This window comes from Tamlana sp. I1 (assembly GCF_015355625.1).
GTDB lineage: Bacteria > Bacteroidota > Bacteroidia > Flavobacteriales > Flavobacteriaceae > Pseudotamlana.
The window spans coordinates 72,849-93,049 of the sequence record NZ_JACLAF010000005.1 but is presented as its reverse complement, the minus strand read 5'-3'; the positions used below and the strand labels follow the sequence as shown (position 1 = coordinate 93,049).

Annotated in this window: 20 protein-coding genes; 10 read left to right on the top strand and 10 right to left on the bottom strand. The window is 34.1% G+C overall.

The features are described from left to right. Positions 1–61 precede the first annotated feature (61 nt). Positions 62–1,108: a glycosyltransferase gene (locus tag H6X70_RS05615; RefSeq protein ID WP_194766688.1), complete on the top strand. Its 1,047-nt coding sequence runs from the start codon at positions 62–64 to the stop codon at positions 1,106–1,108. Here the strand turns inward: H6X70_RS05615 and H6X70_RS05610 are convergent. After that, the gene (locus H6X70_RS05610; RefSeq protein ID WP_194766687.1) at positions 1,091–2,134 is read right to left on the bottom strand and encodes a sensor histidine kinase; all 1,044 of its coding nucleotides are present in this window, start codon (positions 2,132–2,134) and stop codon (positions 1,091–1,093) included. The genes H6X70_RS05615 and H6X70_RS05610 overlap by 18 nt on opposite strands. Then, positions 2,134–2,814 (bottom strand): response regulator transcription factor, encoded by a 681-nt coding sequence (locus H6X70_RS05605; RefSeq protein WP_194766686.1) that lies wholly within the window; start codon positions 2,812–2,814, stop codon positions 2,134–2,136. The genes H6X70_RS05610 and H6X70_RS05605 overlap by 1 nt, the downstream gene beginning before the upstream one ends. 196 nt (positions 2,815–3,010) lie before the next feature. On the opposite strand from H6X70_RS05605, the gene H6X70_RS05600 reads away from it, so the two are divergent. Both H6X70_RS05600 and H6X70_RS05595 read left to right on the top strand, forming a co-directional pair. Beyond that, the gene (locus tag H6X70_RS05600) at positions 3,011–3,352 is read left to right on the top strand and encodes a T9SS type A sorting domain-containing protein (protein ID WP_194766685.1); all 342 of its coding nucleotides are present in this window, start codon (positions 3,011–3,013) and stop codon (positions 3,350–3,352) included. A 74-nt stretch (positions 3,353–3,426) separates the two neighbouring features. Then, the gene (locus H6X70_RS05595; protein ID WP_194766684.1) at positions 3,427–4,407 is read left to right on the top strand and encodes an acyl transferase; all 981 of its coding nucleotides are present in this window, start codon (positions 3,427–3,429) and stop codon (positions 4,405–4,407) included. A 168-nt stretch (positions 4,408–4,575) separates the two neighbouring features. Here the strand turns inward: H6X70_RS05595 and tyrS are convergent, their stop codons facing one another. Further along, positions 4,576–5,871: a tyrosine--tRNA ligase gene (tyrS, locus tag H6X70_RS05590; RefSeq protein WP_194766683.1), complete on the bottom strand. Its 1,296-nt coding sequence runs from the start codon at positions 5,869–5,871 to the stop codon at positions 4,576–4,578. Positions 5,872–5,957: 86 nt separating this feature from the next. Here tyrS and H6X70_RS05585 point away from each other — a divergent pair, with 86 nt between their 5' ends. Then, positions 5,958–6,968 (top strand): NAD-dependent epimerase/dehydratase family protein, encoded by a 1,011-nt coding sequence (locus H6X70_RS05585; protein WP_194766682.1) that lies wholly within the window; start codon positions 5,958–5,960, stop codon positions 6,966–6,968. Here the strand turns inward: H6X70_RS05585 and H6X70_RS05580 are convergent. Genes H6X70_RS05580 through H6X70_RS05570 form a run of 3 tightly spaced genes read right to left on the bottom strand, consistent with a single transcriptional unit; the run spans position 6,961 to position 9,551 of the window. Next, positions 6,961–7,431 carry a DUF4296 domain-containing protein gene (locus H6X70_RS05580; protein WP_194766681.1) on the bottom strand — a complete coding sequence of 157 codons (471 nt, stop codon included), beginning with the start codon at positions 7,429–7,431 and terminating at the stop codon, positions 6,961–6,963. The two genes, H6X70_RS05585 and H6X70_RS05580, sit on opposite strands and share 8 nt — an antisense overlap. A gap of 44 nt (positions 7,432–7,475) precedes the next feature. Then, complete coding sequence (locus H6X70_RS05575) at positions 7,476–8,822, bottom strand: dihydroorotase (RefSeq protein ID WP_194766680.1); 1,347 nt, start codon at positions 8,820–8,822, stop codon at positions 7,476–7,478. A gap of 6 nt (positions 8,823–8,828) precedes the next feature. Continuing rightward, complete coding sequence (locus tag H6X70_RS05570) at positions 8,829–9,551, bottom strand: polyprenol monophosphomannose synthase (RefSeq protein ID WP_194766679.1); 723 nt, start codon at positions 9,549–9,551, stop codon at positions 8,829–8,831. Between the two features lie 118 nt (positions 9,552–9,669). On the opposite strand from H6X70_RS05570, the gene H6X70_RS05565 reads away from it, so the two are divergent. Together H6X70_RS05565 and H6X70_RS05560 are read left to right on the top strand one after the other, a co-directional pair. Next, the gene (locus H6X70_RS05565) at positions 9,670–10,317 is read left to right on the top strand and encodes a DUF4271 domain-containing protein (protein WP_194766678.1); all 648 of its coding nucleotides are present in this window, start codon (positions 9,670–9,672) and stop codon (positions 10,315–10,317) included. A gap of 20 nt (positions 10,318–10,337) precedes the next feature. Beyond that, on the top strand, positions 10,338–11,087 hold the full coding sequence (locus tag H6X70_RS05560; RefSeq protein ID WP_194766677.1) for a uroporphyrinogen-III synthase: 750 nt from the start codon (positions 10,338–10,340) through the stop codon (positions 11,085–11,087). Positions 11,088–11,178: 91 nt separating this feature from the next. Here H6X70_RS05560 and pckA read toward each other — a convergent pair whose 3' ends face one another. Both pckA and H6X70_RS05550 read right to left on the bottom strand, forming a co-directional pair. Continuing rightward, positions 11,179–12,795: a phosphoenolpyruvate carboxykinase (ATP) gene (gene pckA / locus H6X70_RS05555; protein ID WP_194766676.1), complete on the bottom strand. Its 1,617-nt coding sequence runs from the start codon at positions 12,793–12,795 to the stop codon at positions 11,179–11,181. A 63-nt stretch (positions 12,796–12,858) separates the two neighbouring features. Then, positions 12,859–13,254, bottom strand: a complete 396-nt coding sequence (locus H6X70_RS05550; protein WP_194766675.1) for a DUF423 domain-containing protein — start codon at positions 13,252–13,254, stop codon at positions 12,859–12,861. Positions 13,255–13,353: 99 nt separating this feature from the next. Between H6X70_RS05550 and H6X70_RS05545 the strand changes: the two genes are divergently transcribed. Both H6X70_RS05545 and H6X70_RS05540 read left to right on the top strand, forming a co-directional pair. Continuing rightward, positions 13,354–14,688, top strand: coding sequence for a saccharopine dehydrogenase family protein (locus tag H6X70_RS05545; RefSeq protein WP_194766674.1), 1,335 nt, complete (start codon positions 13,354–13,356; stop codon positions 14,686–14,688). A gap of 212 nt (positions 14,689–14,900) precedes the next feature. Next, positions 14,901–15,371: an Lrp/AsnC ligand binding domain-containing protein gene (locus H6X70_RS05540; RefSeq protein ID WP_194766673.1), complete on the top strand. Its 471-nt coding sequence runs from the start codon at positions 14,901–14,903 to the stop codon at positions 15,369–15,371. 67 nt (positions 15,372–15,438) lie between these two features. On the opposite strand, the gene H6X70_RS05535 is transcribed toward H6X70_RS05540, so the two are convergent. Continuing rightward, positions 15,439–16,983 (bottom strand): glycine--tRNA ligase, encoded by a 1,545-nt coding sequence (locus tag H6X70_RS05535; protein WP_194766672.1) that lies wholly within the window; start codon positions 16,981–16,983, stop codon positions 15,439–15,441. A 107-nt stretch (positions 16,984–17,090) separates the two neighbouring features. Here H6X70_RS05535 and H6X70_RS05530 point away from each other — a divergent pair, with 107 nt between their 5' ends. Both H6X70_RS05530 and H6X70_RS05525 read left to right on the top strand, forming a co-directional pair. Beyond that, positions 17,091–17,768: a ComF family protein gene (locus H6X70_RS05530; RefSeq protein WP_194766671.1), complete on the top strand. Its 678-nt coding sequence runs from the start codon at positions 17,091–17,093 to the stop codon at positions 17,766–17,768. Between the two features lie 57 nt (positions 17,769–17,825). Next, entirely contained in the window at positions 17,826–19,427 is a 1,602-nt protein-coding gene (locus H6X70_RS05525) for an Ig-like domain-containing protein (RefSeq protein ID WP_194766670.1), read from the top strand. Here H6X70_RS05525 and H6X70_RS05520 read toward each other — a convergent pair. After that, positions 19,420–20,199: an amidohydrolase gene (locus H6X70_RS05520; RefSeq protein WP_194766669.1), complete on the bottom strand. Its 780-nt coding sequence runs from the start codon at positions 20,197–20,199 to the stop codon at positions 19,420–19,422. The two genes, H6X70_RS05525 and H6X70_RS05520, sit on opposite strands and share 8 nt — an antisense overlap. Positions 20,200–20,201: the final 2 nt, after the last annotated feature.

Here is a 20,201-nt window from a genome sequence, read left to right as displayed (position 1 = left end):
AAAATCTTTACACATATTTAAGCACGTGTAAAAATTAACTACAATCTTGGTAAATCACGATATGAAGAAGCAAATTTTAGTAGCCCCTTTAAATTGGGGACTTGGGCATGCTACCCGATGTATTCCTATTATAAACGCTTTAATAACCGAAGGTTTTATTCCAATAATAGCTAGTGATGGCGCTGCTTTAGCCTTATTACAAAAGGAATTCCCAACCTTATCTTCAATCGAATTACCCGCATATAATGTGACTTATGCAAAAAAAGGGAAACATTTTAAGCTGAAACTTCTTAAAGATTCCCCTAAATTATTAAAAGCGATTAAAGCTGAAAAAAAAGCTATTGCAAAAATTTTAGAGGAACATGATATTGCTGGAATTATCTCAGACAACCGAATGGGGGTTCGAAATAAAAAAGTACCATCTGTTTTTATAACACATCAATTGTATGTTTTAAGCGGAAGCACTTCGTGGTTAAGTACCAAAATGCATCAAAAATTTATACAAAAATTTAATATGTGCTGGGTTCCCGATGTACCAGGCGAACCCAATTTAAGCGGAAAATTAGGGCATGTAAAAACTTTTGATATTCCCACCAAATACATTGGTCCTTTAAGCCGATTTAACACGGAAGAACTCGATATTAAAAACAATATTTTGGCTTTAATATCTGGCCCAGAACCCCAACGCACACTTTTGGAAGAAAAACTTTTAGACAGTTTTAAAAACTATAAGGGAAAAGTTGTTCTTGTTAGAGGTTTAATGGAAGAACAACAAAGCAAAAAGGTTTCTGAAAATCTTAGTGTTTATAATTTCATGACTTCCAAAGAATTAGAAAAAACCATTAACGAGAGTGCCTTAATTATTTCAAGATCTGGGTACACTACCGTGATGGATTTAGCGAAGTTGAATAAAAAAGCATACTTTATTCCAACGCCAGGGCAATTTGAACAAGAATATTTAGCCCATAGACTTTGGGAAATGAGCATGGTGCCCACCTGCAAACAAGATGATTTTACTTTAGAAAAACTAAATGACGTTGTTGCTTATGAAGGCTTAAAGGCATTTGATTTCACACCTGATTACACAGAGTTATTCAGCCTTTTCTAATGTGAATGAAAATTCGCTACCCACACCAAACTCACTTTCAACATAAATCTTTTCGTGATGTGCTTCAATAATATGTTTCACGATAGATAAACCTAAACCTGAACCACCTTCTCTTCTAGAACCACTTTTATCAACTCGATAAAAACGCTCGAACAGCCTAGGTAAATGTGCTTGCGCAATGCCTTCACCGTTATCGGTTACTCGAATAATAATTTTATTTTTTATTAGGTTTTCAACACTAATTTCGGTGGTCCCTTTTAGGCTTCCATATTTTATAGAGTTGACAATTAGGTTGGCTAAAACTTGTTGAACACGTTCTTTATCAGCTTTCACATAAACAGGCTGAGCATAAATACGATCAAAAGTGAGGGTAATGCGTTTTTTATGCGCTTTCATTTCCAACATATCAAACACCTGCTTAACCAACTCGACGATATCGAATTTTTCAATTTGCAAGCTTAAATCACCAACCTCTAATTTGGTAATCATATCTAAATCCTTCACAATATAACCCAGTCGCTCGATGCCTTTGCTAGCACGTTCTAAATATTTATCGCGTATGACTTTATCTTCAATAGCGCCATCTAATAAAGTTAAAATGTAACCCTGAACGGTAAATAATGGCGTTTTTAATTCGTGAGACACATTACCAATAAATTCTTTTCGGTATTCTTCTCTCACTTTTAGGGTTTCGATTTCAATCTTTTTATCTCTAGCAAACCTATCAATATCTTCGGTAAGGGTTTGCATGTTAGTCGTAATAGGACCTTTTGTTAAACTTGCAGATTCTAAAAGTGTTAAGTCGTCGTATATTTTTTTAACACGTTTATAAATGAAGCGCTCTACACTAATTTGAATAATAACAAAAGAGAACAAAAACACAAAAACAGCAAACAAAACTAACCAATGCCATTGTAAGCCGTATAGATAGTATAAAAAAACACCCATTACGAGTGTTGTATATAGGGTTATAAAAAGCGACGTTCTTAACGCAAAACGGTATGATTTTTTAAATTTAGACTGCATTAATCTACAAACTTATAGCCTACTCCTTTTATTGTTTTAAAACTGTCGTCGCCTAATTTTTCACGTAATTTTCTAATATGAACATCGATAGTTCGTCCTCCAACAACCACTTCGTTACCCCAAACCGCATCTAAAATCTCATCTCTTTTAAACACTTTTCCTGGTTTTGAAGCTAATAATGAAAGTAACTCAAACTCCTTTCTAGGCAATACAATTTCTACACCTTTAGAAACAATTTTATATTCATCACGATTAATAACTAAATTCCCAATTTTCATAGTATCGGCAACATCTTCCTCTTTAAAACGTCTTAAAAGTGCTTTCACCTTGCTAACTAAAACCTTTGGTTTAATTGGCTTTGTGATATAATCATCGGCACCAGCATCGAACCCTGCAACTTGCGAATAATCCTCGCCTCTAGCGGTTAAAAATGTTACGATGGTGTTTTTTAAATCTGGGTTTTTACGAATTATTTCACATGCTTCAATACCATCCATTTCAGGCATCATCACATCCAAAATAATTAAGTGAGGTAACTCTTTTTTAGCCTTTTTAACTGCTTCTTGGCCATTTTCGGCAGTGATTACTTGGTAACCTTCGGCCGTTAAATTGTAGCCCACTATTTCTAAAATATCTGGCTCATCATCAACCAGTAAAATTTTAATATCCTTCTTTTTCATTGTTTTTACAACGTTTATTGAAGTAAAGATAAAACTAATAACACAACTTAATTAAATTAATAATATTTAATAACATTAACATAACAATACACTTACATGAATTTAATGTTTCGACCAAAAACGGCAATGTTTAACAGTTTTATGGCATTAAATTTGATGGTTTTGTTTTATCTTTATTTTTTAGTAAACAAAACAAATGAAAAAAAATTACATTTTCTATTTATTTCTTTCAATCACCTTATTTACAAGCCAATATATAGGCGCTCAAAATAAAGGTACAACAAACTTTATGGAAGAAAAAATAGAAAATTTAACTATTTATCCCAATCCTGTTAGCAGTCAAAATACATTTGTAAACATCATTTCTAAAGAAAATGCTACTAAAACCATCGAGTTTTATAATGTTTTAGGTAAGCGATTATTTTCAACAAAAATAACAGGCAAACAATTAAACATTTCTCAGCTTTCTAAAGGGGTTTACTTACTAAGAATTACCGAAAACAAGAGTAGCGAAACCAGAAAGCTGGTTGTTAAATAAGTTTCTCTTTGCAATTAAAAAATTACTACTAGCAGCGCTTTTTTATTTTACATACTTTTGTGCTTTATCAAGGTATGATTGACACAAATTCCATTTTCGACATAAAAACCAAATCTGAATTTGAAGATTTAGCCTTACAGGTTTTTAAATTTCAATTTGAAAACAACAGGGTGTATCGCTCGTTTTGCGACTTACTATACAAACATCCTAGCGAGATAAAAACTGTAGAAGCCATTCCTTTTCTGCCTATTCAGTTTTTTAAAACTCGTGATATTTTAAGCTCTAAAGATAAAATTCAAACCACGTTTACAAGTTCTGGAACTACAGGAAATGAAACGAGCAAACATCATGTAACTGACATCAATATTTACAACCAAAGTTTTACCAAAGGGTTCGAACACTTTTACGGAAAAATTGAAGACTATGTTATTTTAGGTTTACTGCCTTCCTATCTAGAACGACAAGGTTCCTCGCTAATTCACATGGTTGATGCCATGATAAAAACATCAAAACATCCTGAAAGCGGTTTTTACTTAAACAACCTTTCGGAATTAAAAGACCACTTAATAAAGCTAGATGCTGAAGGCAAAAAAATATTGTTAATTGGTGTTTCTTTTGCCTTGCTAGATTTGGTTGAATCGTTTCAATTTCAACTAAAAAACACCATCATCATGGAAACTGGTGGTATGAAAGGCAAACGCAAAGAACTGATTCGAGGCGAGTTACATTCTATTTTAAAACAAGGTTTTGGTGTTGAACACATTCATAGCGAATACGGCATGACGGAACTACTAAGTCAGGCCTACTCCACTGGAAACGGTATTTTTGAGTGTCCGCCATGGATGAAAATACTAACACGAGACACCGAAGACGCACTTAGCATACAGAAACCAGGAAAAGCAGGTGGCATAAATATTATCGATTTAGTGAACATTAATTCCTGTTCGTTTATTGCCACTCAAGATTTGGGACGTGTTAATATAAACGGTGCTTTTGAAGTGATAGGCCGTTTTGATAATTCGGATATTCGCGGTTGTAATCTTATGGTTTTATAAAAAACCAACTCTTTGAAAGGTTTAGAAATTATCTACGACTAAAACAACAGCTAGAAAAAGAAAAATTAATATTTATTGGTTAAAAAGAGAACGCCTGATTTAAAAAATCAGGCGTTCTTGTTCTGTAATTCTTGTAAAAAGCGTGTTTCAGATACTGAGGCCTTTTAATTATACCACTTGCAACACAAAGTAATTCTTCTTACCGCGTTGTAAAAGCACGAATTTATTATTAATTAAATCGGCTGTAGTAATTTTATAATCGTCTTTTACTTTTTCTTTATTTACCGAAATCGAGTTTTCTTTTAAAGCGCGTCTCGCTTCACCATTCGATTTTAAAAAACCGCCTTGCTCGGCTAAAGCTGCAATAATATCCAATCCATTTTCAACTTCCGATTGAGCAATTTGCGTTAGTGGCACCCCATCAAAAACATCTAAAAACGTTTTTTCGTTAAGCGCTTTTAAATCTTCACCCGTAGATTTTCCAAATAAAATCTCACTTGCTTTAATAGCATTATCTAACTCATCTTTAGAGTGTACCATCGTGGTAATTTCTTCAGCCAAACGCTTTTGTAACAAACGTAAATGTGGTGCTTCTTTATGCTCTTCAATTAAAGATTCAATCGTTTCTTTAGTTAAAAACGTGAAAATTTTGATGTATTTTTCAGCATCAACATCACTCGTATTTAACCAATATTGATAGAATTTATACGGCGAGGTTCTTTCGGAATCCAACCAAATATTTCCGCCTTCGGTTTTACCAAATTTAGTCCCATCGGCTTTTGTAATTAACGGCCAAGTTAAGGCATAACCTTTTCCTGAATCTACGCGACGAATTAGTTCTGTTCCTGTAGTGATGTTTCCCCATTGGTCGCTTCCGCCCATTTGTAGGGTACACTGTTTATCGCGATATAAATGTAAAAAATCGTAACCCTGAACAAGTTGGTATGTAAATTCGGTAAAACTCATCCCTACAGCAGACTCTGAAGACAAACGTTTTTTAACCGAATCTTTAGCCATCATATAGTTAACCGTAATATGCTTGCCTACATCACGAATAAACTCTAGAAATGAAAACTCTTTCATCCAATCATAATTATTCACCATAACAGCAGCATTTTCAGCATCGCTATCAAAATCTAAAAATCGTGATAATTGTTCTTTTATGGCGTTTTGATTGTGTTGAAGCGTTTCTTCATTAAGCAAATTACGCTCTGCAGATTTCCCCGAAGGATCGCCAATCATTCCTGTAGCACCACCTACCAGCGCTACGGGTTTGTGCCCAGATAACTGAAAATGTCGCAATCCCATAACCCCTACCAAATGGCCAATATGCAAAGAATCGGCCGTTGGGTCAATCCCCACGTACGCCAATCGCATCGCCTCTAATAAGTGTTCTTCGGTTCCCGGCATACTATCTTGTATCATGCCTCTCCACGTTAATTCTTCAACAAAATTCTTTATCATTTTAGCTCAATTTTAAAAACCTTAGCAAAGATAAAAATACATGTATAATAAGGCAGCAATTATGAATAATTCTTTACTTTAGTTGCATGATTTTAGTAACAGGAGGAACAGGTTTAGTGGGTGCGCATTTACTTTACAAGCTTATCACAAGTGGAAAAGAAGTTCGAGCGCTATACCGCAATGAAAACAAACTGAAGCACACCAAAAGTGTGTTTTCGTGTTATACTGAAGATTACAAACCTCTCTTTAATGCTATTGAATGGGTTAAAGCCGATATTTTAGATATTCCTTCTTTAACTGAAGCGTTTAAGGGCGTTACCCAAGTTTACCATTGCGCCGCATTAGTAACTTTTGACCCAGATAAATACCAACTTTTAAGAAGAACTAATATTGAAGGCACCGCTAATATGGTAAATTTTTCGATAACTAATCCCGTTGAAAAATTTTGCTATGTAAGCTCGATTGCGACTTTAGGAAGCACACTAAACAATGCACCTATTAATGAAGAAACCGCTTGGAATCCAGAAGAAGATAATAATCTGTATGCCATTACAAAGTATGGAGCCGAGATGGAAGTTTGGCGAGGCACACAAGAAGGCTTAAATGCCGTAATTGTAAACCCTGGCGTGATATTAGGCGCAGGCATTTGGACATACGGTACAGGAAATTTATTTAAAAAAGCGCACAAAGGACTAAAATATTATACCGCCGGAACCGTAGCTCTAGTTGATGTTGAAGATGTGGTAGCTATAATGATTCAACTCACCGATAGCAGTATTAAGAATGAAAACTTTGTTTTGGTTTCTGAAAATTTGACCTACAAAACCTTTATTCAAGCCTTGGCACAAGCTGTAAATGCTAAAGTTCCTAAAAAATTAGCCAATAAAAACTTACTCCATATTGCATGGCGATTGGACTGGCTAAGACACACACTTTTTGGAAAAAAACGCCAACTAACAAAGTATGTATCCCGAAGCTTAGATTCTGAAACAAATTATAATAGTGATAAAATAAAAATGGCCTTAAATTACAAATTTAAAGCCATTGATAAATCTATCACTGAAATTGGGCGTTTATACCTTACACAATCTAATTAGGGGTAAGCAAACTTTTTTTAGACTCAAGATCCTTTTTAGCATTCGCATTTCTAATAGAATCTTTTCTAACAGCTGGCGTTAACGAATCCAGCTCTTTTTCACTAGATTTCGATTTAAGCAATGCCTCTTCCTCCTTTTTGGTTTGTGCTTTCCATTCTTCAGCCTGAATGGCTTTTAACTCAATATTCAATTTTTCTAAGCTATCTATCGCTTTAGTATAAATTTCTTCGTAATCTTCAATATGAAACGCATAATAAGCATTACTTAATGCAAATTGCAAACTATCAATATTATATTTCTTAAAAATATAGGTATCCATATCGAGATTCGAATCCCGCATTACACGCTTATCGGTAGAATTGGATGATATTAATATTTTCGTATCAATCATAATATCAACCATTTTGTCTTTAGAAATTAAATTATCTGGTTTGTCTGGACCATTAAATCTATTGCAAGCCAAGACTGACATTAAAATTACTAAACACAGTATATATCGTTTTAAAATCATCTATTAAAAGTTAATCGCTTTGCCGCTTTTACATTTTTAAATTCCGAGTTTTGATACACCAAACTACCATTTAAAAAAGTATGTGTAATTCTCGATTTAAAGGTTGTCCCTTCAAATGGCGACCAGCCACATTTGTATAATATATTGTCTTTATTAACGGTCCACGGATTATTTAAATCTACCAAAACTAAATCGGCAAAATAACCTTCCTTAATATAACCACGTTTTTCAACTTGAAACAAAATTGCTGGATTATGACACATTTTTTCAACCACTTTTTCCAAAGAAATTTTGCCTCTATGGTGCATCTCCAACATGGCAGGTAACGCGTGTTGTACCAAAGGCCCGCCTGAAGGTGCGCTTGTATAAACGTTGTTTTTCTCGGCTTTAGTATGTGGTGCATGGTCTGTTGCAATAACATCTATTCTGCCATCCAACAAAGCTTTCCATAATTCCTCGCGATCCGATTTAGTTTTCACCGCAGGATTCCATTTAATTAACGTGCCTTTATTTTCGTAATCTTCGTCTGTAAACCATAAGTGATGTATACAAACTTCGGCAGTAATTTTCTTGTCTTTTAAAGGTATTTTATTAGAAAACAATTTGGTTTCTTTTCCTGTTGAAAGATGAAAAATATGCAATCTTGCCCCCGTTTTTTTAGCTAATTCAATGGCTTTTGAAGAGGAGATATAACAAGCTTCTTCACTTCTAATTAAAGGGTGATATTTCACAGGAATATCATCGCCGTACTCATCGTGATACTTTTTGAAATTTGCTTTAATGGTCCCTTCATCTTCACAGTGCACCGAAATAAGCAAATCGGTACTATTAAAAATTTTCTCTAAAACCTCTGGATTGTCAACCAACATATTTCCAGTTGAAGACCCTAAGAATAATTTTAATCCTGCAACATTCTTTTTATCAACCTTTAAAACTTCATCTAAGTTGTCGTTGGTACCACCAAACATAAAAGAATAATTTGCTGAAGATGTTTGTGCTGCAATTTCAAATTTTTCTTCTAATTTTTCAATGGTTGTGGTTTGCGGATTAGTATTCGGCATTTCTATAAAAGAAGTGATACCGCCCGCAATAGCTGCTTTAGATTCGCTAGCAATATCGGCTTTTTCGGTTAAACCCGGTTCTCTAAAATGTACTTGATCGTCTATAACGCCTGGCAAAATATATTTTCCTTCGGCATCGATAACATTAACCTCGGAAGATTTCGGACTAATAGAACTGTCAATTTGTTTAATGTACTCGCCTTCAATTAATATGTCGCCAGCAAACACTTTGCCTTCATTAATAATTTTAGCGTTTTTAATAAGGGTAGTTTTCTCTTTCATATGCTTCTACTTTTCAAATAGACTTTTAAGTTTCATGGATATAACACCAAAAATGGCTTCGGAAATAATGCTTGAACTCAATTTAGATTCGCCGCGTGTTCTATCGGTAAAAATAACAGGCACCTCTGTGATTTTAAATTGCTTTAAATAGGCTTTAAATTTCATTTCAATCTGAAACGCATAACCTATAAATTTAATTTTATTTAAATCGATGGTTTCTAAAACCTCACGTTTATAACACACAAAACCCGCTGTGGTATCTTGGATGTTCATGCCCGTAATAAGACGCACGTATTTTGATGCCAAATAAGACATTAATACACGACTCATTGGCCAATTCACCACATTTACTCCTGTAATATAGCGCGAGCCAATAGATAAATGGGCGCCATCTATATGACAGGCATTATACAGTTTAATGATATCGTTTGGATTATGCGAGAAATCGGCATCCATTTCAAAAATATACTGATAACTTCTTTTTAAACACCATTTAAAACCGTGAATATAGGCAGTTCCTAAACCCGATTTTTCTTGACGCGTTTCTAAAAAAAGTTTCCCAGAAAATTCATCTTGCAATGCCTTAACCTTTAAACCTGTTAAATCTGGCGAATTATCGTCAACAATAAGAATATGCAAATGATCTGATTGAGAAAATACAGCCCTAATTATGGCTTCAATATTTTCAATCTCATTGTAAGTTGGAATAATAACAACAGTATCAGGCATATTTCTAATTTATCGCAACCTTTTTTGGTTTGACAAATGTACATTATTAAGCGATTATTTTTTTTAAATATTCCTTAATAATACCGTATAAAACTAAAATTTATAATAATTTTATGCCATGCTTCGTAACATAGTTTCAAACGAAATATTTACCATACTAATTCTTATCGGATTAGCCATCGTTGCTGCCGCTAAAATAATAGCTCCTAAACGGTTTCATGACTTCATGCTCGTTTTAGGGAACGACCGCTATCTTAAAATATATGCTAGAGACCAAAAGTTTTTCGATCAATTTGACGCATTACTTTTTGGCAACCTAACCGTCTCGCTATCTTTATTTTGCCTAATTATATACCGACAAATAAATAATATAAACAGTATTCCCATAAACGGCATGCTGAAGCTTATTATTTGTTTGGCCGTTTTTGCATTAATAAAAGTACTTATTGAGCGTTTAATAGGTAGTATTTTTGAAATTGATAGAATTACAGACCACTATCTTTTTCAAAAAATAACGTTTAAAAACTTTTTAGGTGTGCTATTATTACCCATAAACACACTCCTACTATTTAGCTTCCAACCTACGTTACCCGTAATTTACGGTATCATTATTTTATTATTAATTCTAAACGCTATTGGGTTAATCAGTTCATTTAAAACACATCAAAGTTTAATAAAATCAAACTTGTTCTATTTTATTTTGTATCTTTGCACACTTGAAATCGCACCCTACATAATATTGTACAAGGTGTTTGTTTCAAAATAAAGACAAACCCAAAGTCCCTTATGAAAGTAAAAACAATTTTAGTATCTCAGCCGGAACCTAAAATAGAGAACTCTCCATATTTTGATTTACAACAAAAGCAACGCGTAAAAATCGACTTTAGACCTTTTATTCATGTTGAAGGGGTGTCTGCTAAAGAAATTAGACAACAAAAAATTGATTTAAAAAACTACACAGCTATTATTTTAACAAGTAGAAACGCTGTAGATCATTTTTTTAGAATTGCAGACGAAATGCGCTTTAAAGTTCCAGACACGATGAAATATTTTTGTCAGTCTGAAGCCGTTGCCTATTATCTACAGAAATATGTAGTGTATAGAAAACGTAAAATTTATGTTGGAAAACGAACATTTTCAGAATTATCGCCTTTGATTAAGAAGTATAAAGACGAAAAATTCTTATTGCCAAACACAGACAAAGTTAAACCAGAAGTACCAGATACTTTAAATACTTTAGGTGTAGATTGGAAACAGGCTACTTTTTACAAAACAGTAGTGAGTGATCTATCTGATTTGGCTAATGTATCTTACGATGTTTTAGTGTTTTTTAGTCCTTCAGGAATTGAATCATTATTTCAAAACTTTCCAGATTTCAAACAAAACGACACCCGTATTGCGGTATTTGGAAACACAACGATTAAGGCTGTTGAAGAAAAAGGCTTACGTGTGGATATTGCTGCACCAACGCCAGAAACACCTTCAATGACTATGGCTTTAGAGAAATATATTGAAAAAGCAAACAAAGGGAAATAATTATATAAACCTTTTAATTCATAAAAAAGCGGGATGATTTTAAAAAATCATCCCGCTTTTCTTTTATCAAAAATTTAAACTAGAATTGACATTAAAATGCATAACGTTGCGGACCGCCACGTCTAATTTCTTCGGTACAATGCGCTTCAAATTTTTTGAAGTTTTCACGAAAAGCATTGGTTAATTTAAATGCTGTTGTGTAATAGGCCTCATCATCATTCCATGTGGTTCGCGGACTTAAAACTTCGGTTGGCACGCCTGGACAACTTCTTGGTTGCGCCACTCCGAAAACAGAGTGAATGTGATAATCGTCGTAATTATACAATCCTAAATCGCCATTAAGTACGGCATTAATCATAGCTCTTGTGTATTTTAATTTCATACGCGTTCCAACACCATAAGGACCACCCGTCCAACCTGTGTTTACCAACCATACATTTACGCCAGCATCGGTCATTTTTGCACTTAACATTTCGGCATATTTAGCAGGATGCAAAGGCATAAATGGCGCCCCAAAACATGCTGAAAATGATGGCGTAGGTTCTACCACACCCGCTTCGGTTCCTGCTACTTTAGCCGTATAACCCGAAATAAAATGATAAGCTGCTTGACTTGGCGTTAATTTTGAAATAGGCGGAATCACCCCAAAAGCATCAGCCGTTAAAAAGAATATATTTTTAGGATTCTTTCCTATTGAAGGCTCTTGAATATTTTCTATATGATGAATCGGATAACTTACTCGGGTATTTTGTGTTATGGAAGTATCTGTAAAATCAACTTTGCCTTCAGCATCTAAAATAACATTTTCAAGAATAGCTCCTTTTTTAATCGCGTCGTAAATTTCGGGCTCGTTATCTCTAGAAAGATTAATCACCTTAGCATAACATCCGCCTTCAAAATTAAAAATCGTGTTTTCTTTGGTCCAACCATGCTCATCATCGCCAATTAAACTTCTATTAGGGTCTGTCGAAAGTGTTGTTTTCCCTGTACCCGATAATCCGAAGAAAATTGCGGTATCGCCATCTGCTCCAACATTAGCACTACAATGCATGGGCATGGTATTTTTAAATACAGGCAGAATAAAATTTAATGCCGAAAAAATACCTTTTTTAATTTCTCCAGTGTATCCTGTTCCACCAATTAAAGCAATCTTTTTTGTAAAATCTAAAATCGCAAAATTATGTTGTCTAGTGCCATCTTCTTCAGGATCTGCCATAAATCCTGGCGCATTTATAATGGTCCACTCTGGATTAAAACGCTTTAACTCATCTTCAGTCGGCCTTAAAAACATGTTATATGCAAACTGATTGCTCCAAGGAAATTCATTAATAACGCGAATATTAAGTTTGTAATTTTCGTCGGCGCACGCATAACTATCACGCACAAAAACTTCTTTATTCGAAAGATAGTTTACTACTTTATTGTATAGTTTATCAAATTTTTCTGGTTCAAATGGAATATTTATGTTTCCCCACCAAACCCGATCTTTAGTAACATCATCTTTAACAATAAAGCGATCTTTAGGAGAACGCCCCGTAAACTCACCAGTATTTATCGCCAATGCCCCCGAATCGGCTTCGACACCTTGACCTTTTTCTATGGCAATGGCCTGTAACTCTTCGGGTTCTAATTGATAATTAATCTTGGCATTTTTAATACCGTATTGATCTAGAGAAATCGTTTTTTTAACTTGTTTTAGATTTTCCATTGTTGACAACAAAATTAGTTATTCAACAAAATTAGAATAATTATTTTACATTATTCATTAATTTTAATCGTTTTTAGGATAGTTTTTTATTATATCCATAATTATTAAAATCCATGCTACTATTAAAAACAATCCGCCTATTGGGGTTATAAAACCAATACTTTTAAAATTGAAAGTCGACAACGAATTTGTAGCCAATCCATAGATAGACCCAGAAAAAAAGAGCACACCAATTACCGTTAAATAGTATGCGATTTTTTTAGTTTTTTCGCTAACAAAGGAAGCTGCCCCAATAAATAGTAGTAAAAAAGCATGGTACATTTGGTAACGTACACCAGTTTCGAAAGTTTGTAGGGATTCTGCAGAAATTAACGCTTTTAATCCGTGAGCCCCAAAAGCCCCTAAAATTATACTTAACACACCAAATACGCCACCGGTTATTAAAATTGTTTTATTCATAAAGTTTAAATTATTCTAACAAATACTTTTAATATTTATAATTTAGTAACAGCCACTATTTTATACGGGCTGAAACAAAATTACTCAACAATAATCAATATGAGAAGGATTTTAATCATTGGTTCTGGAAAATCAACCTCCTATCTATTAAAGTATTTATTAGATAAGGCTAGCTTAGAATCTTTATTCATTACTGTTGCCGATATCCATATTGAACAAGCGGTACAATTAATTGGAAATAATCCAAACGCCGAAGCAATTCAGCTAGACATAAGCAATGACGCTTTAAGAACCAATCTTATTAAAAACGCAGATATTGTGGTGTCGATGCTCCCTGCGCACTTACATATTGAAATTGCTAAAGATTGTATTAGATTCGAAAAACACCTAGTAACAGCATCATACGTGAGTGCCGAAATGCAGCTTTTAGATGAAGATGCCAAAGCCAAAGGGCTTATTTTCCTGAATGAAATTGGCGTAGACCCAGGACTAGACCATATGAGCGCCATGCAAATTTTAGACCGACTTCGAAGTGAAGGCGCTGAAATTAACACCTTCGAATCGTATACAGGCGGACTTATTGCTCCTGAGAGCGACGACAACCTTTGGCACTATAAATTTACATGGAACCCACGAAATGTTGTACTTGCAGGACAAGGCGCTGCCGCAAAATTTTTAGATGAAGGGAGCATTAAATACATGGCATATAACCAATTATTTAAGCAAACAAAACCTTTACAAATTGATAATTTTGGTGATTTTGAAGTTTATGCCAATCGCGATTCTTTAAAATACAAAGCCATTTATGGACTAAAAAACATTAAAACACTTTACAGAGGCACTATACGTCGTGCTGGATTTTGCAAAGCTTGGGATGTTTTTGTTAGTCTTGGCATGACCGATGACAGCTATACCATTGAAGATAGCGAACACATGAGTTACCGCGATTTTACAAATGCTTACTTACCATACCATAACACTAATACTATTGAAGAAAAACTAAGGCATCAATTAAAAATTAACGATGAAAACCTTTGGAACAAACTTCTGGAACTCGATTTATTTAATGCCAACAAACGCGTGAAACTTAAAAACGCAACTCCTGCACAAATACTTCAAAAAATACTAAGTGAACCTTGGTCGCTTTCTCAATATGATAAAGACATGGTTGTTATGTACCATAAATTTGGATATAAACGCCATGACACAAGTCATCAAACAAATGCCAGTATGGTTATTCTTGGCGAAACCCAAACTTTTACAGCCATGGCAAAAACCGTAGGCCTACCAGTAGCCATAGCAACTCTCGCTATTTTAAACGGAAAAATAACCTCGCCGGGTGTACAAATTCCTATTGCTAAAAACATATACCAACCCATCCTAGAAGAACTTCAACAATACGGCATCATTTTTCAAGAAAAAGAAATTTTTTAAGTAAGATTTTACTTATCTAAACACCTGAAACAAAGCGATTTACACGCGCAAAACTTAAAATACCTTTGTTTTATTCCAATAATTCAATTTCTAGAAGCCTTGTAAATCAAGTACTTACAAATTAAAATTCATTGCACAATTATACTTAGAAACAAAATATAGTTACAATTTAAAATCAAATGTTTACTTTTATGCTCTAAACTATAACACCAATGAACAAAAAACCAAAAACTCTAGCCATAGATGGTATAGATAAAAAAATTCTACGTGTTTTAACGGAAGACGCTAGAACGCCTATACTTGAGATTGCCAGAAATGTTGGAATTTCGGGAGCAGCCATACATCAACGTTTAAAAAAGTTAGAAAAATCTAAACTTTTATCTGGATCAAAATTTGTAATTAACCCAAAAATATTAGGCTATTCTACTATGGCCTTTGTAGGTGTTTATTTAGATAAAGCAGCCAACACAGACGATGTTGTTAAGGCTTTAAGGCGTTTCCCTGAAGTTTTAGAATGTCATTTCACCACAGGAAATTACAATTTATTCATCAAATTATTATCGATAGACAATGAGCATTTAATGCATTTGCTTAATAAAAACATTCAATCTATTGAAGGTGTTTTAAGAACCGAATCGCTTATTTCGTTAGACCAACAAATAGACCGACAAATTCTTGTATAAAAAAAGAGGCTTTCAAAAAAGCCTCTTTTTTTTATAGTTGATTTCAAATAAAAATCAAATTATACTATTATTTCATTTTCAATAACCAAGAACGCACATCTACAGCATCCTTAATAATTTTTCTTAAATCTGAAATTTTAACACGTTCTTGTTCCATAGAATCTCTATGACGAATAGTAACCGACTGGTCTTCTAAAGTATCATGATCTACAGTAATACAAAATGGTGTTCCGTTAGCATCTTGTCTTCTGTAACGTCTTCCAACGGCATCTTTTTCATCGTAAACCACATTGAAATCCCATTTTAAATCTTCAATGATTTCTTTAGCGACTTCTGGCAATCCATCTTTTTTAACCAATGGTAAAATAGCTGCTTTTACTGGCGCTAATACACTTGGTAATTTTAATACAGTTCTTGAGGTACCATTCTCTAATTCTTCTTCTTGTAAAGCATTTGAGAATACCGCTAAAAACATACGATCTAAACCAATAGAAGTTTCTAACACATAAGGCACATAGCTTTTATTTTCTTCATGATCGAAATATTGTAATTTCTTTCCAGAGAATTTTTCATGCTGCGATAAATCGAAATCGGTTCTAGAGTGAATCCCTTCCAATTCTTTAAAACCAAACGGGAATTTAAACTCGATATCGGTTGCTGCATCGGCATAATGCGCTAACTTTTCATGATCGTGGAAACGATAATTATCTTCACCCATACCTAATGACAAATGCCATTTCATACGTGTTTCTTTCCAATGTTTAAACCATTCTTGTTGTGTGCCTGGTTTAATAAAAAATTGCATTTCCATTTGCTCAAACTCACGCATTCTAAAAATAAATTGCCTTGCTACAATTTCATTTCTAAAAGCTTTTCCTGTTTGTGCAATACCAAAAGGAATCTTCATACGTCCTGTTTTCTGAACGTTTAAAAAATTAACAAAAATACCTTGAGCTGTTTCCGGACGTAAATATAAATCCATAGCACTTTCCGCGGAAGCGCCAAGCTTGGTTCCAAACATTAAATTAAACTGCTTAACATCGGTCCAGTTTTTACTTCCGGTTAACGGGCAAGCAATTTCTAACTCTTCAATTAAAGCTTTCACATCGGCTAAATCTTCATTTTCTAGAGATTTTGCCATACGAGAAAGAATGGTATTTATTTTTTCCTGATAACCAACAACACGTCCGTTAGTAGAAACAAATTCTTCTTTATTAAAAGCATCTCCAAAACGTTTTTCCGCCTTAGCAACTTCTTTATCTATTTTAGCTTCAATTTTAGCACAATAATCTTCAATTAAAACATCGGCTCTATAACGCTTTTTCGAATCTTTGTTATCAATTAAAGGATCGTTAAAAGCATCAACGTGGCCAGAAGCTTTCCAAGTTGTTGGATGCATAAATATTGCCGCATCTAAGCCAACAATATTCTCATTCATTTGCACCATGGCTCTCCACCAATAGTCGCGTATATTTTTTTTGAGCTCAACACCATTTTGAGCATAGTCGTAAACTGCACTTAGTCCGTCGTAGATTTCACTACTCTGAAATACGTAGCCATACTCCTTTGCGTGAGAGACTACCTTTTTAAATTGATCATCTTGATTTGCCATGATGCAAAAATATAAAACCGCATTAAACTAATAGCGTGTTTATTAAAAAATAAGCATGAAAATCATGCATTTTTTATTTAAGTTTACAAGAACGATTTTTCATACATATGATTAAACCTCTAGTTGATTTATTTTTTCCAAAAATTTGTTATGCCTGCCTAAATTTATTAAGTGATAACATAGAAACCATCTGTTTGGATTGCCGGCACCATTTGCCTGTAACAAACTTTCATTTTAATGCTGATAAAACCGTTGAAAAAGTCCTTTACGGAAGAACCCAAATTGAAAACGCCACTGCGCTTTTTAGATTTGAAAAACGCGGACTTGTACAACAACTAATTCATCATTTAAAGTATAAAAACCAAGAACAAATTGGTGTTGTTTTGGGTGATTGGCTTGGCGCCGAATTAAAAACGATTGAAGCTTATAACACTATAGACTTGGTTATTCCTGTACCGCTTCATAAAAATAAACTTAAAAAAAGAGGCTTTAATCAAGTTGCTAAATTCAGTCAACAAATCGCAAAAGCCTTAAACGCTGAATATAAAGACGATGTTCTTTTAAAAGTGACCAACACCACATCGCAGGTTACTAAAAAACGCTTAGTTAGATGGCAAAACAACAGCGAACATTTTACAATTACCCATATAAATGCGCTTGAAAACAAACATATTTTATTGGTAGACGACATTATAACCACTGGCGCAACCCTTGAATCTTGTGCTACAGTTTTAAATCGAGCTAAAAATATTAAAATAAGCATCGCTACAATGGCAATAGCTTAAACAGTTATCTGTTATATCTTTAAAATTATGTAGGTTTGTAAAAATTTTGAATTTTTGATGAAAAAGACTGTTTCTAATTTTGTTTTAGCCCTTTTAATAGGTACTATTTTTATTAATTGCGCCAACAAAGGCACTCCTGGAGGAGGACCTAAAGATGAAACACCTCCTCGTATTATTAAGTCTATTCCAGAAAATTATACGACAAATTTTGAAGGCAATGAAATTGAAATCTATTTTGATGAATTCATAAAAATTAAAGATTTAAATAAACAGCTTATCATTTCGCCACCAATGAAAAATCCGCCACAGGTTACGCCTCTTGGTTCGGCAAGCAAACGCATTTATATTAAAATTATAGACACCCTACAACCAAATTCTACTTACGCTTTTAATTTTGGAAACAGTATTACCGATAATAATGAAGGCAACCCGTACCCATATTACCGCTATGTTTTTTCTACAGGCGACCATATTGATTCTTTAAAAGTAACCGGTAAAATTGTTGATGCACTAAAAAAACAACCTGAAACCTTTGTAAACGTAGCCCTTTACGAAGTGGATTCAACCTATACCGATTCCATTGTTTTTAAAGAAACACCAAAATACATTACAAATACTTTAGACAGTGTTACCACGTTTTCTATTGAAAACATAAAAGCTGGCAACTATATGCTTATGGCTTTAAAAGACGGTAATGGCGATAATAAATTTCAGCAAAAAACAGATCAAATTGCTTTTCATAATACGTTTATTCAAGTTCCAACAGACACCACATACACTTTAAAATTGTTTAATGAAGAACTCAATTTTAACGCCACACGACCTAAATTACTTGCTGGCGAAAAAATTGCTTTTGGTTATGAAGGCGACTACAGAGATATGTCGATAAAAATTTTATCGGATACTCCGGAAGAATTTAAACACCGCATTACCAAAGACCCACAAAAAGACACTTTGTTTTATTGGTACACCCCAAAAATGGAAGTTGATTCTTTAATTTTTAAAGTGAGTCATCCTGATTTTGAAAAAGAATTCACCGTTAGAATTAAAGACCAAACAAGAGACTCATTAACCATAAAAGTGGTTTCTGGAAATGCTATTGGCTTGAAAGAAGCCCTGAAAATAACAGGAAACACCCCTTTGGTTAAACTGGATCCTTCAAAAATAACGTTGATGGATAAAGACTCGGTCGCTGTAAAATTCACCAGTCAATTTGATACCATTACAAACACTTACGCTTTCAATTTTGATAAAACGGAAGACAACAGCTATAGAATGCAGCTGCTACCAGAAACTTTTGTCGATCTTTTTGATAATAAAAATGACACCTTAAATGTTTCGATGAAGACTAAGAAATCTTCCGATTTTGGATACATACGTTTTACTTTAATTAATGCAACCTACCCGTTAATTATTCAACTAACCAGCAAAGACGGTGAAGTAAAATATGAAAACTACGTCACTAAAGACGAGCCCGTAGACTTTTTAGACTTAGACCCTGCTGTGTACAGCATAAGAACTATTCAAGATACAAACGGCAATAAAAAATACGACACAGGAAACTTTTTGCAAAAACGACAACCTGAAAATGTGATACATTTTCCTGATGTTGAAATTAGAGCCGACTGGGGTATTCCTGAAACGCTTACATTTAAATAATTGTAAAAGAATCTCTATCATTTAAAAATTTAAACTTATTTCTATAAGCTTCAACATGTCGTTTTTCTAAGGTTACGGTTTCAACTTGTTCGGCATTTGGTGTTAGGGTAGAAATTAAATTCCCCAACACATCGTAAGCGGCCGAATGCCCAGAATACACACTATTTACACCATCAACACCAACGCGGTTCACACCTATACAATAGCTCATATTTTCGATAGCTCTGGCTTTTAACAAAGTATCCCAAGCAGAAATTCTAGGTTTTGGCCAATTGGCTACATAAATTAAAAGGTCATAATCTTCGGTGTTACGTGCCCAAACAGGAAAACGCAAATCGTAACAAATCAACGGACAAATTTTCCAGCCTTTATAATCTACAATGATTTTTTCTGTACCTGCTGTATATGTTTTTTCTTCGCCAACTAAAGTGAAGGCATGGCGTTTGTCGTAATGTATTATTTCTCCTGAAGGCTTAACAAATAAAAGGCGATTGTAGTACTTATCATTTTCTGAAACCACTAAGCTTCCTGTAATAGCTATGTCATGAAATTTAGCCATTTCTACCATCCAAGATACAGTTTCGCCCTGCATGGTTTCGGCCACCAAAGCAGCATTCATGGTGAAACCTGAAGTAAACATTTCAGGTAAAATAACAAGATCTGTATCATCTGAAAGGCTTTCAAAATGATTGCTAAACGCTGCTCTATTTTGTTTCGGATTTTCCCAAACCAAATCGCTTTGAATCCAAGTTACTTTTAGCTCTTTTTGCATGA

Bases quoted from the DNA above. Each gene is read 5' to 3' on its own strand.
- pckA (WP_194766676.1), bottom strand. From the start codon at position 12,795: ATGGAAAATCTAAAACAAGTTAAAAAAACGATTTCTCTAGATCAATAC.
- H6X70_RS05545 (WP_194766674.1), top strand. From the start codon at position 13,354: ATGAGAAGGATTTTAATCATTGGTTCTGGAAAATCAACCTCCTATCTA.
- H6X70_RS05605 (WP_194766686.1), bottom strand. From the start codon at position 2,814: ATGAAAAAGAAGGATATTAAAATTTTACTGGTTGATGATGAGCCAGAT.
- H6X70_RS05525 (WP_194766670.1), top strand. From the start codon at position 17,826: ATGAAAAAGACTGTTTCTAATTTTGTTTTAGCCCTTTTAATAGGTACT.
- H6X70_RS05600 (WP_194766685.1), top strand. From the start codon at position 3,011: ATGAAAAAAAATTACATTTTCTATTTATTTCTTTCAATCACCTTATTT.
- H6X70_RS05530 (WP_194766671.1), top strand. From the start codon at position 17,091: ATGATTAAACCTCTAGTTGATTTATTTTTTCCAAAAATTTGTTATGCC.
- H6X70_RS05595 (WP_194766684.1), top strand. From the start codon at position 3,427: ATGATTGACACAAATTCCATTTTCGACATAAAAACCAAATCTGAATTT.
- H6X70_RS05520 (WP_194766669.1), bottom strand. From the start codon at position 20,199: ATGCAAAAAGAGCTAAAAGTAACTTGGATTCAAAGCGATTTGGTTTGG.
- H6X70_RS05615 (WP_194766688.1), top strand. From the start codon at position 62: ATGAAGAAGCAAATTTTAGTAGCCCCTTTAAATTGGGGACTTGGGCAT.
- H6X70_RS05565 (WP_194766678.1), top strand. From the start codon at position 9,670: ATGCTTCGTAACATAGTTTCAAACGAAATATTTACCATACTAATTCTT.
- tyrS (WP_194766683.1), bottom strand. From the start codon at position 5,871: ATGATAAAGAATTTTGTTGAAGAATTAACGTGGAGAGGCATGATACAA.
- H6X70_RS05575 (WP_194766680.1), bottom strand. From the start codon at position 8,822: ATGAAAGAGAAAACTACCCTTATTAAAAACGCTAAAATTATTAATGAA.
- H6X70_RS05560 (WP_194766677.1), top strand. From the start codon at position 10,338: ATGAAAGTAAAAACAATTTTAGTATCTCAGCCGGAACCTAAAATAGAG.
- H6X70_RS05610 (WP_194766687.1), bottom strand. From the start codon at position 2,134: ATGCAGTCTAAATTTAAAAAATCATACCGTTTTGCGTTAAGAACGTCG.
- H6X70_RS05585 (WP_194766682.1), top strand. From the start codon at position 5,958: ATGATTTTAGTAACAGGAGGAACAGGTTTAGTGGGTGCGCATTTACTT.
- H6X70_RS05540 (WP_194766673.1), top strand. From the start codon at position 14,901: ATGAACAAAAAACCAAAAACTCTAGCCATAGATGGTATAGATAAAAAA.
- H6X70_RS05550 (WP_194766675.1), bottom strand. From the start codon at position 13,254: ATGAATAAAACAATTTTAATAACCGGTGGCGTATTTGGTGTGTTAAGT.
- H6X70_RS05570 (WP_194766679.1), bottom strand. From the start codon at position 9,551: ATGCCTGATACTGTTGTTATTATTCCAACTTACAATGAGATTGAAAAT.
- H6X70_RS05535 (WP_194766672.1), bottom strand. From the start codon at position 16,983: ATGGCAAATCAAGATGATCAATTTAAAAAGGTAGTCTCTCACGCAAAG.